Origin of the sequence: Pedobacter sp. (assembly GCF_045628745.1) — a bacterium.
Classification (GTDB): Bacteria; Bacteroidota; Bacteroidia; order Sphingobacteriales; family Sphingobacteriaceae; genus Pedobacter.
The window spans coordinates 1-12,275 of the sequence record NZ_JAZQPU010000242.1 but is presented as its reverse complement, the minus strand read 5'-3'; the positions used below and the strand labels follow the sequence as shown (position 1 = coordinate 12,275).

General features: G+C 39.8%; 9 protein-coding genes. All 9 read right to left on the bottom strand.

The window, feature by feature from the left end; all coding sequences use genetic code 11:
* Nucleotides 1-120: 120 nt before the first annotated feature.
* Genes ftsA through ACR2F7_RS09135 form a run of 9 tightly spaced genes read right to left on the bottom strand, consistent with a single transcriptional unit; the run spans nt 121 to nt 12,191 of the window.
* Nucleotides 121-1,482, bottom strand: a complete 1,362-nt coding sequence (ftsA, locus tag ACR2F7_RS09175; protein ID WP_432713274.1) for a cell division protein FtsA — start codon at nt 1,480-1,482, stop codon at nt 121-123.
* Between the two features lie 30 nt (nt 1,483-1,512).
* The gene (locus ACR2F7_RS09170; RefSeq protein ID WP_432713273.1) at nt 1,513-2,409 is read right to left on the bottom strand and encodes a cell division protein FtsQ/DivIB; all 897 of its coding nucleotides are present in this window, start codon (nt 2,407-2,409) and stop codon (nt 1,513-1,515) included.
* The gene (gene murC / locus ACR2F7_RS09165; RefSeq protein ID WP_432713272.1) at nt 2,402-3,757 is read right to left on the bottom strand and encodes a UDP-N-acetylmuramate--L-alanine ligase; all 1,356 of its coding nucleotides are present in this window, start codon (nt 3,755-3,757) and stop codon (nt 2,402-2,404) included. Before murC ends, ACR2F7_RS09170 begins: the two co-directional genes overlap by 8 nt.
* Nucleotides 3,748-4,869, bottom strand: coding sequence for an undecaprenyldiphospho-muramoylpentapeptide beta-N-acetylglucosaminyltransferase (gene murG / locus ACR2F7_RS09160; RefSeq protein WP_432713271.1), 1,122 nt, complete (start codon nt 4,867-4,869; stop codon nt 3,748-3,750). Before murG ends, murC begins: the two co-directional genes overlap by 10 nt.
* 9 nt (nt 4,870-4,878) lie before the next feature.
* Nucleotides 4,879-6,042: an FtsW/RodA/SpoVE family cell cycle protein gene (locus ACR2F7_RS09155; RefSeq protein WP_432713270.1), complete on the bottom strand. Its 1,164-nt coding sequence runs from the start codon at nt 6,040-6,042 to the stop codon at nt 4,879-4,881.
* Between the two features lie 3 nt (nt 6,043-6,045).
* Entirely contained in the window at nt 6,046-7,386 is a 1,341-nt protein-coding gene (gene murD / locus ACR2F7_RS09150; RefSeq protein ID WP_432713269.1) for a UDP-N-acetylmuramoyl-L-alanine--D-glutamate ligase, read from the bottom strand.
* On the bottom strand, nt 7,386-8,633 hold the full coding sequence (gene mraY, locus ACR2F7_RS09145) for a phospho-N-acetylmuramoyl-pentapeptide-transferase (protein WP_432713268.1): 1,248 nt from the start codon (nt 8,631-8,633) through the stop codon (nt 7,386-7,388). The genes murD and mraY overlap by 1 nt, the downstream gene beginning before the upstream one ends.
* Complete coding sequence (locus tag ACR2F7_RS09140; protein ID WP_432713267.1) at nt 8,633-10,090, bottom strand: UDP-N-acetylmuramoyl-L-alanyl-D-glutamate--2,6-diaminopimelate ligase; 1,458 nt, start codon at nt 10,088-10,090, stop codon at nt 8,633-8,635. The genes mraY and ACR2F7_RS09140 overlap by 1 nt, the downstream gene beginning before the upstream one ends.
* A 4-nt stretch (nt 10,091-10,094) precedes the next feature.
* Nucleotides 10,095-12,191: a penicillin-binding protein gene (locus ACR2F7_RS09135; RefSeq protein ID WP_432713266.1), complete on the bottom strand. Its 2,097-nt coding sequence runs from the start codon at nt 12,189-12,191 to the stop codon at nt 10,095-10,097.
* Nucleotides 12,192-12,275: the final 84 nt, after the last annotated feature.

Sequence of the window (12,275 nt, the reverse complement as noted above, 5' to 3'; positions counted from 1 at the left end):
AATCAGTTGTTTATAAATTCGCCTTACCTGTTCATTTACCCAATGTAATATTAACACTTTTAAACAGGGGTTTTCCACAATTGTTAAATATGTGGAAAAGTTCCTGTTTGTGGAAAATTATTACGGTTTTATATAATCTTCATCGCTTACATTCATGTCATCTTTAATAAAATCTTTAGTTTTCGCTAAAAGTTTATCAAACAAACCTGTACCGCTCCGCTTTGTCTTTTCTTTTACTTCCTGAGGTTTTTCTACAAATACACCAGGCTGTTTCATTTCTTCTACAAGTTCTTCTGCTTTTTGAATTCCTTTGATCAACAGGCCAACACTCGTTGCATACATCGGACTTTTTAAATCGTCATATATGGTTTTCGGCATATCTTCAAATTTCGACAAATGCTCATTAGGATAACCTACACGGCAATCTAAACCGGTTACGTATTCTACCAATTGAGAAAGGTGTTTCAACAAAGCACCACCACCAGTGATCACAACACCACCAATCAGTTTCTTCTCATAACCAGAAGACTTGATCTCGTAGTAAACATGTTCAATGATCTCTTCCATGCGTGCCTGTATAACATAGGCAAGGTTTTTAACAGAGATTTCTTTAGGCTCTCTGCCTCTTAAACCTGGAACACAGATAATTTCATTTTCTTTGTTCTCTTCAGCAAGCGCAGAGCCAAACCTTGTTTTCAACAATTCTGCCTGGTTTCTCATCACAGAACAGCCTTCTCTGATGTCTTCAGTAATGCTGTTACCCCCAAAAGGAATTACTGCTGTATGGCGGATAATACCTTCATGGAAAATAGCAATATCTGTAGTACCACCACCGATATCTACCAAAGCGATACCTGCTTCTTTTTCTTCCTCGCTCAACACGGATTCAGAAGAGGCAAGTGGCTCCAGAATTAACTCCTGGGTAGTTAAACCCGCATTAGATACACACCTCATGATGTTTTTCACTGCGGTAACCTGACCAGAAATAATGTGGAAATTCGCTTCTAAACGAACGCCCGCCATTCCTATAGGGTCTTTTACACCCGGCTCATTGTCAATTGTAAATTCTTGCGGCAAAACATGGATGATTTCTTCTCCTGGGGGCATTACCAGTTTGAACATGTCATCTATTAATTTGTCAATATCTTTTTTACCTATTTCATTCGTTAGTTCTCTTCTGGTAAGGATGCCCCTGTGTTGCAAACTTTTAATGTGCTGACCAGCGATACCAACATTAACAACGCGGATCTCAACATTAGATTGTCCACTTGCTACTTCCACGGCTTGCGTAATACCTTGAACAGTTTTCTGAATATTCGAAACTACCCCACGTGTTACGCCGGCGGATTCTGCTTTTCCGATACCTAATACTTCAATCTTACCATGTGTTGTTCTGCGCCCCACGATGACACAAATTTTGGTAGTGCCTATATCCAGTCCTACTACTATTGGAGACTGAATGGTAGATTTATCTTTGCCCATAACTATATAATTGAATGCTGAGTTTTTGTCTTAATTTGTTTTTTCAGGTGTTGTATTAACTTTTACTGCTAGAGGTACTTTTGTATTGGTATCTCCAACTGCAGGAACTAACTTTGGTACTGGCGGGTAAACCTTTGCTAAAGTAGAATCCGGTTTTGTTCTTTCACAAACCACCTGATTTGTAAATTTAATGTTAATTGTTTTGTAGGTATCCCACCCTACCTTAGGCATAGCCTTCGTATAAAATGCAAGCAGGTTTCTCATTTTTACCTCCAGAGAATCCGCATTGCCCAGGATAATCCGCTGGTTCCCTACCCGGGGTACCAGTTCCATATCGCCACGCTCGTCCAGGAAAATCTGTTCGATCTGCGCATCCCATAAAGTATCTGCCTTGATATATAAAGCAGTTTTATATAAATCCCTACCTTTTTTTGTATTCAATGTATCTAAACGACCATTGAAACTTTCCCTGATATCGCCATTAGCCACTAACACATTGGCGGTGAAATTACCCGATACAGGCATTTTCAAGCCTTGTTTGTCAATGTAAAAATCCTGAAAGCCCGCATTGATTACCCTTAATATGGGTTGTCTTTGTTCAAGTTCAATGTGGATCACCCCATCCATATCTGCATACACCTTGGCTTCAGCAATATAGGGATTAGCAATCATTTTCTTCTCAATAGAATTAAGGTTAATTTGTTGTAACTGACGACCAATTAAAACGCCTTGATTTTGCTTTAAAATAGCATCGACTTCTTCTCTTTCAATAAAGTTATCTGCACCGGGAATCAGTATTTTAATGTTGCTGCACTTCACTTCACGTTTTTTTACCTCAATGAAGCTCATGAGCACAACTACGCCTGCCAGGCTAAACACCCATGCACAGCATTTTAAAACTGATTTCCAATCGATCCTCTTAAGCATGATCCATTAATTGTTTTAAGGGTTGAATTAAAGTATCAATATCACCTGCACCTACGGTCAGCAACAATTCAGGTTTTTTATCCTCAATGATGGCCAACACGGCGTCTTTCTGCACAAGCGACTTGCTATTGGAGATAACTTTGTTTAACAACCAGGCGGAGGTAATTCCATCTAAAGGCAATTCCCTTGCAGGATAAATGTCAAGCAATAATAAATCATCTACAGTGCTTAAAACTTCTGCAAACTCATCAGCAAAATCACGGGTGCGGGTAAACAAGTGTGGTTGAAACAGGACTGTTAATTTCTTATCAGGATACAGTTGTCGCACGGCATCAAAACAAGCTCTTAACTCTTCAGGATGATGCGCATAGTCGTCGATATAAATTTGAGTTGGAGTTTTCACCACATATTCAAACCTTCTCTTCACACCTTTAAAAGCTGCAACAGCCGACTTAATAGCCTCTGGCTCAATACCTAATTGTAAAGAGACAGCAATAGCAGCAACAGCATTTTCTACATTATGTTTTCCTGGAAGCATTATACAGAGATCTTTAATTTCTGTCTTCGAGGACGTGTAGTCAAACATGAAGCTGGAATTGAAGACCCTGATGTTATTTCCATAGATGGCTGCATGTTCATTTAAACTATAAGTTAACCCATTTTTCAAGGGTAAACCTTCTTTAACAAACAAAGTGCCATCTAATTTTAATTGCGACGCAAAAAGATGAAAAGATTCATGTAAATGCGCAGCATCACCATAAATGTCTAAATGATCGGCATCCATGGAGGTAATAACAGCAAGATCAGGATTTAAAGTCAGGAAGGAACGATCATACTCATCTGCTTCTACCACCACTACATTATTGTCGCCAATTAAAAAATTGCTTTGGTAGTTTGTAGCAATACCACCTAAAAATGCAGTACAGCCAAAACCACTATGCGTTAAGATATGGGCGATAATAGAAGAAGTTGTGGTTTTACCATGGGTACCTGCCACAGCGATACAAAACTGTCCGCGGCTGATGATACCCAATACTTCCGATCGTTTCTTCAGCGTAAAACCAGTGGATTGGAAGTAATTTAAAATAGCACTATTTTTTGGAATTGCAGGGGTATAAATGATCAAAGTATCAGCCGCATTTTCCTGGAAACCCAAAGGTAATGCAGCAGTCTCATCAACATAATTAACAAGGATCCCTTCACTTTCTAAGGCAAGGGTCAGCGTAGTTTTGGTTTTGTCGTAACCGCAAACCTGCACTCCTCTTTTTGCAAAATAACGGGCAAGGGCACTCATACCGATTCCACCGATACCTACAAAATACACCCTGTTGATTGCCGCTAATTCCATTTTACTTTCTCCTTTTCAACTAATTTAAACACCTCTGTCGCAATCAGCTCATCTGCCTGTGGAAGGCCCATTTTACTGATATTGGAGGACAGTTCCGCACATTTATTTCTGTCTTTGAGCAGTTCTAAAGCAGTAGTCACCAAAGTATCTTCTGCAGAACGGTCAACAACAATAATTGCTGCATTATTTTTAGCCAATGCAAGGGCATTTTTAGTCTGGTGATCTTCAGCAACATTTGGAGAAGGCACCAGGATCACTGGTTTATTAACCAGGCAAAGTTCAGCAATAGTACCTGCACCAGCTCTTGAAATAATGACATCTGCAGCAGCATAAGCCAAATCCATCCTGTTTAAGAATTCAAGAATCCTCACATTGGGATGAAAATTCAAGCCTAAACGTTCAATAATACCCGCATAGTAATACTTGCCTGTTTGCCATACCAGCTGTATATCCTGGTCAACAATGGCCTGAATATGTTTTTCTATACTTTTATTAAGTGTACCAGCACCCAAACTTCCACCTGTAATCAAGATGATTTTCTTTAAAGGATCAAGCTTCAGCAACTCTGCACCTACAAAACGTTTATCGGTTACATCAATCACTTCTTTTCTTACCGGATTACCAGTTTTTAAAATCCTGTCGGCCGGAAAAAACTGCTCCATCCCATCAAAAGCAACACAGATTTTGCTGGCATTTTTACCAAGCCATTTATTGGTGATGCCTGCATAAGAATTTTGTTCCTGTATTAAATAAGGAATCTTCTTTAAGGATGCGGCAAACAATAAAGGCCCGGAAGCATAACCGCCAACACCAATTACCACATCAGGCTTGAAAGTAGCAATCAGATTAAGTGACTTGGTTACACTACCAACAATTTTAAGTGGCAAGGAAAGATTCTTCAAAATAGAACCTCTTTGCAATCCGCTAATTTTTAGTCCGACGATTTGATAACCTGCAGCAGGAACTTTTTCCATTTCCATTCTACCTTTAGCACCAACGAATAAAATTTCACAGCCAGGTTCTCTACGTCTGAGTGCATTTGCTATGGCAATAGCGGGAAAAATATGACCCCCGGTACCACCGCCTGAAATTATGATTCTTGTTGCTTTCATCTTCTATAATTAGCCCATTGCAGGGATTTCACCTACAATGATTTTTTTGTTATTTTCTTCTACATCCCTGCTCACACTTAATATAATACCAAAGGCAATACTGGTAAAAATCATGGATGTTCCGCCCATGCTTACCAGTGGCAAAGGCACCCCTGTTACAGGACCTAAACCTACAGCAACAGCCATATTGGCGAAGGCCTGTATGGTTAAGCTAAAACTTAAACCCGCCGCGAGCAGTGCCCCAAAGGCCTTCGGACTTTGGGTTACAATTCTTACACACCTGTAGAGGAGCACCAGGTACAACACAATGACGACCAAAGCTCCTAAAAGTCCATATTCTTCTACAATGATGGCAAAGATAAAATCTGAATATGGGTGTGGCAAGAAGTTACGTTGTATACTGTTACCCGGTCCTTTTCCAAAAACACCTCCTGCAGCAAGCGCAATTTTCGCCTGGTCTGATTGGTAGGTTTTATCAGAATTCTGCATTTCCGGGTGTAGGAAAGAGTTGATCCTTGATTTATAGGTTTCTCTCCTCGGCCCTAAAAACACTACCAATAATAACAATACCATGCCTCCCGCACATACAATGGCAATCTGCTTGATACTGATCCTTCCTATTATTAACAATAAGATACTAACGCCAAAAAGCATTAACGCTGTAGATAAGTTGGCCAGGGCAATTAAAATAAAGACCACCAGCACTGAACCCATGATAGGTGCAAATGCTTTTTTTACATCTTTAATGTTTTCTTGTTTACGCGTCAGCATCCTTGCTAAAAAGGTAATTAAGGCTAGTTTAGCCAAATCGGAGGTTTGAAACGTCAGCCCGATGATTGGTATTTTCACCCAACGCGAGGCATCGTTTAAACTCGCCCCAAAGATCAGCGTATAGAACAATAGCGGTATAGTGACAAGCATCAGTACTTTAGAGATCCCCGCATAGTATTTATAGTCTAGTAAATGCGAAATATAAATCATACCAATCCCCATCACCACAAAAATGAGGTGTTTAGTGAGCAACAGTTTTTCTACTGTTTCTCCATGTTTATAGGCCAGCGTACCTGTTGCACTATAAACGGCAAGAATAGAAATTAAAGACAACAGGATGATGATCAACCAGATCCATCTGTCGCCTTTTGTCTTTTCTAAAATTGCATTAATAGCTCTCATATCTTATAATTCTTTAACAGCAATTTTAAATTGGTTACCACGGTCTTCATAATTCTTGAACAGGTCAAAACTGGCACATGCTGGCGATAACAATACCGTATCGCCTTTTTTGGCAAGATGGTAGGATACCTTAACAGCCTCCTCCATAGAAAAAGTATTGACAATAATATCTACATCATTCTCGAAAGCTTTATGAATCAGCTTATTGTTTTTACCTAAACACACAATGGCTTTCACCTTATCCTTCATCAGGTCTTTAAGCATGGTATAGTCATTGCCTTTATCAACACCACCTAAAATAAGCACTACTTTGGTGCTCATGCTTTCCAGGGCATACCAGGTGGAATTGACATTTGTGGCCTTGGAATCATTGATGTATTCAACACCATTGATTTTGGCCACGTTCTCTAAACGGTGTTCAATATTTTTCATGTCACGCATGCTCTCCCTGATGGTGAGATTGCGGATATCTAAAACTTTCGCTACAATTCCGGATGCCATGGAATTGTAGATATTATGCTTGCCTTGTAGGGCTAATTCTGTAATTGACATGGTAAATGGATTAAGCGGGTTAATATTGATATGAAGATCATTGTTGGCTAAATAGCCTCCATTTTCAACTTCTTTATAAATTGAAAAAGGATATTGTACAGCATCGATGCTAGTGTTGTTAAGCGCAGTTAAAGTCTCCTGATCATCGGCACAGTAGATGAAATAATCACTTGCTGTTTGGTTTTGTGCAATGCGCATTTTTGATGCAGCATAGTTCTCCATCTTGTAATCGTAACGGTCAAGATGATCTGGCGTAATGTTCAGCAAAACGGCAATATCAGCTTTAAAGTCGTACATATCGTCAAGCATAAAGCTAGAAATCTCCAATACATACCAGTCAAAGTTTGCCGTTGCTACTTGTGCAGCAAAGCTATGCCCAATATTTCCGGCCAGGCCTACATTTAATCCTGCATTTTTGAGAATCTCGTAAGTTAGCATGGTCGTTGTGGTTTTACCATTAGAGCCAGTTATGCAAATGGTTTTGGCCGTGGTATAACGTTTCGCAAACTCAATTTCTGAAATAACAGGAATACCTAAAGCTTTAAGCTCTTTAATAATGGCAGCCTTTTCAGGAATACCCGGGCTTTTAATTACTTCTGTGGCATTTAAAATCAATTCTGCTGTATGCTGTTCCTCTTCGAAAGGGATGTTCAAACCTTCTAAAGCTTCTTTATACTTTGGTGCAATGACACCAAAATCTGATACAAAAACAGCAAAGCCCTGCTTTTGAGCAAGCATTGCTGCCCCTATTCCACTTTCTCCAGCTCCTAATATGACGATGCGCTGCTCCATTATCTTACTTTTAAGGTGATGATGGTGATGATGGCAAGCAATATGCTGATGATCCAGAACCTGGTAACGATTTTGGCTTCATGGTATCCTTTTTTCTGGTAATGGTGGTGCAACGGCGACATGAGGAACACACGTCTGCCCTCTCCAAAACGTCTTTTGGTATATTTAAAATAGCTCACCTGTATCATTACAGAAAAGATCTCGATCAAAAACACACCACATAATATTGGAATCAGCCATTCTTTTCTGATCATGATGGCAAAAGCCGCGATGATACCACCGATGGCTAAGCTACCAGTATCGCCCATAAACACTTGTGCGGGGTATGAATTATACCATAAGAACCCTACGCAGGCTCCTACAAAGGCACCGGCAAAAATCATGAGTTCACCAGAGTTTGGAATATACATGATATTGAGGTAATCGGCAATGACCGTATTACCCGAAACATAGGCCAATAAACCAAGGGTAATACCGATGATGGCGGAGGTTCCAGTAGCAAGCCCATCAATACCATCGGTAATGTTGGCGCCATTGGAAACACCCGTAACAATGATTACCGTAAACAGAAGAAACACAATCAGTGCATATTTCTCATAGCCTGGACCTAGAAATTTGAGCACTTTAGCATAATCAAACTCATTCTTTTTGTAGAAAGGAACGTTGGTTTTAGTAGATTTTACATCTTGGGTATAGTAATAATTTCCGCCTTTTTCTCTAAGGATGATAGGTGCAGAGGCGGCAGGTTTTTCTGTGTCAGACACGGTTTGTCTCACCACAATGTTTGGGTTAAAATACATGGTATAGCCAATAATTAACCCAAGGCCCACCTGGCCTACTACTTTAAATTTCCCTGCAAGTCCTTCTTTGTTTTTTTTAAAAACCTTGATATAATCATCCAGAAAACCAACAGCACCCATCCAAACAGTGGTAATGATCATCAGGAGCACGTAAACATTGGTCAGGTTAGCCAATAATAAAGTAGGCACCAATATACCTAACAGAATAATAAGTCCACCCATAGTTGGTGTACCCTGTTTTTGCATTTGCCCCTCTAAGCCTAAATTCCTTACCGTTTCGCCTACCTGCTTTTTTTGCAGGTAATTGATTAACCTTCTACCGTATACTGTGGTAATGATCAAAGAGATGATGATGGCAAGCGAAGTCCTGAAGGTAATGTACTGAAACAACCTTAATCCTGGGATATCATAATCCTGACGTAAATACTCAAATAAATGATATAACATTAGCTGATTAGGTTTAACTGTTCCAATAATATTTCTTTGTCATCAAAAGGATGTCTTACGCCATTGATCTCCTGGTATTTCTCATGACCTTTACCTGCCAATAAAATGATATCGCCAGGTTTAGCAAGGTGACAAGCCGTTTTAATGGCTTCCTTGCGGTCAACGATGGTTAATGTTTTACGTTTATTAGTTGGAGAAACCCCGGTTTCCATCTCTTCAACAATGGTTTGCGGATTTTCTGTACGTGGATTATCTGAAGTTAAAATCACTTTATCACTCCAGTCACAAGCCACCTGCGCCATGATAGGACGTTTGGTTTTATCTCTGTCGCCACCGCAACCAATGATAGTAATCACTTGCTCGGTACCCTTTCTGATGTCCTGGATTGTGCTTAACACATTCTGAACAGCATCTGGCGTATGCGCATAATCCACAATGCCAATGATGTTTACCTTATTGCTCACATAGTCAAACCTGCCTTCAGCACCGGTAAGGTTACTTAAAAGTGTAAGAACCTCTAACTTATCTTCGCCTAGTAATATTGCTGTTCCGTAAGCTGCCAATAAATTTGACGCGTTAAATGAACCTACTAATTTAAAAAATACTTCAACGCTATCAATTTCTAAATGAAGACCACTAAACCTGTTCTCTATGATCCTGGCTTTAAAATCTGCCATTTCTTTTAAAGCATAGGTCTTTTTTAACGCCTTGGTATTTTGGACCATCACTGCCCCATTTTTATCATCTGCATTAACAAGGGCAAATGCTGTTTTCGGCAAACCATCAAAAAAAGCTTTTTTTGCCTTTAGGTAGTTATCAAAAGTTTTATGAAAATCTAAATGATCATGGGTGATGTTAGAGAAAACACCGCCGATGAAATCTAGCCCTTCAATTCTATGTTGTGCTACGGCATGTGAACTCACTTCCATAAAGCAGAATTCACAACCTATATTGACCATTTTATCTAACAGCTGATTTAAAGCGATAGGATTTGGGGTGGTATGGGTAGCAGGAATAATTTCATCATTCACCTGGTTTTGCACCGTTGAGATGAGACCAACTTTATAACCAAGCTCCCTGAATAATTTAAATAACAAGGTGGCAATGGTTGTCTTACCGTTTGTGCCGGTAATGCCGATAAGTTTAAGTTTTGCAGCAGGGTGACCGTAATAATTGGCAGCCATTTTTCCCAATGCCACATGTGAATCACTCACTTGAATATAGGAAACTGTATCCTTAATTTCTTGAGGTGTATCCTGACAAATAATAACCGTGGCACCTTTTTCAATCGTCTGGTTGATGAAAGTATGCCCATCAGACAAAGCACCTTTGATGGCGAAAAACACAGACCCTTCTGCCACCTCACGGGAGTCAAAAGTGAGGGCATTAATCACCCTGTTGGTACTTCCAACGAGCTTTGTAATGGCTACACCATATAATATATCTTGTAACTGCATTTTCTTATTTTAATTCTATTTGAACTGGCAAGCCTTTCCCGATTTTATTTCCCGGAGGTATTGACTGGCTGAATACTTTTCCACTTCCTGTTACCTGTGCTTTTAAGCCTGCATTTCCTACAAGGTATAAGGCATCTTTAAGACCCATACCAGTTAAATTAGGCATAGTGCCTTTAACTTCATTAAATTCCTGGTAAACGATACCATTACTGGTATCAACGGAATTAAAGTAGTCAGATTTTGCAGCATATAAACTTTTAATGCCAAAGGCCTGATAAACTTTTCTTACATCTTTTGATTGTCCTGCTTTAGCTTGTGGATTCACCGTATTGCCTACTAAGCGTTCTTGTACATTATTGTACATCTGCATGTCGCTGGCATAAATACGGTCGGCAATTTCCCTGAACGGCGGACCTGCAACTAAAGCTGCATAATAAAGTCCCTTAGGGTCATTGATGGTTACCATTAAGGAATATTTGGGTTTATCTGCAGGAAAATAACCACAAAAAGAAGATTGGTATTGCTTTTTAGCCCGGTAACCTCTGTTACCATCTGCTACCTGTGCTGTACCTGTTTTTCCGGCTATGCTATAGTGTGCAGAGGCAAGACTTCTTCCGGTACCATTTTTAAAGACACCTTCTAACAAGGCCTGAGCTTTTCTCAAGGTTTCATCAGAACAGATTTTATCGTTAACTACCCTGGCTTTAAATTGTTCAATGGGGTTGCCCAATCTTCTGATTTCTTTAACGAAGATGGGTGCTACATATCTACCATTGTTGGCCACAGCATTATAAAACGACAATAATTTCAAGGGGGTAAGCTGCATTTCATAACCGTATGCCATTTGTGGCAAGGTCATATTTTTGTTCCAGCTTTTATTTTTAGGGTTTTTAACCACAGGCTTAGCCTCACCAGGAATTTGAAGTCCTAGTTTTTCATTAAGGTGCCAATCATAAAGGTGGTCTGTAAAACGCCATTGTTCATCTCTGTAATGCGTATTTACCATTTCTGCGATGGCCGCATTTGATGATTCTTCAAAAGCTTTTTTAACGGTAACCACGCCAATACTACCATGAGAATCTCTGATGGTATGGCCCGGAATTCTGTAGTTCCCTGTGTTGACCAAAGTATTGGTATCCACTTTTTTATCTTCCAGCAGGGCCATGTAAGAAGCCAGTTTAAAAGTTGAACCTGGATCCTGATTTCCAGCAATGGCATAATTGAACAACTCTTTATACACCCCTTTTGAAACCCTGGTATAGTTTGCTACGGCTCTTACTTCTCCGGTCGCTACTTCCATCAGAATCACTGAACCATGGTGTGCGTCGCTGGCTATCAGTTGCTTTTCAAGAGCGTTCTGTGCAAGGTCCTGCATGTTGATGTCAATGGTAGAGATGATATCGGCACCGTCTTTAGGCGCAATTTCAGCTTCCTCATTAACGGGCATCCACACGCCACCAGCAATACGCTGTACTAATCTTTTACCACTTTCACCATTGATGTAATCGCTGTAAGCACCTTCTAAACCCACGGCGTTAGAAACGTTTTTATTTTTATAACCTATAGTTCTTGCGGCAAGTGCCTGGAAAGGTAAAATTCTTTTATTTTGCTGGATAGCAATTAAACCTCCTGTGTATTTCCCTATGTTAAATAAGGGAAAAGTACGGATGGTTTTAAGGTCCTGGTAATTGACTTTACGTTTGATTAACAAATAGCGTGCAGTATCCTGACGAGCTAAACGTAAATAACGGGCATAGGCTTTTGGCGTTTTATCACCAAAAAACTGCGAAAGACGTAAAGCCAGGGAATCAACTTTACTGTAAAAAACTTCATTATCCTGAATACCTCCCGCAAAAACATCCATGTGTAATTCATATTCAGGAATAGAGGTGGCTAATAAACTTCCATCATTAGAATAAATATTACCGCGGGCAGCTTCGATGTTGATGTACTTTGTAGAGAGACTGTCGGCCATGGCACGCCATTTCGGTCCCTCAACAAACTGTACATCGCATAGCCTGACCAATACTGCTACAGCGAGCAATACGATCAGTCCAAAAGACAGATAAACACGCAATAAAATATTAGCCCTAATGTTCATCGTTAGTTATAATTAACTTTTTTGGGGGTACCACCAATTCTCTAATGCCTAAAGTATCTACCTTTTTAGCCACTTCGGTAAGTT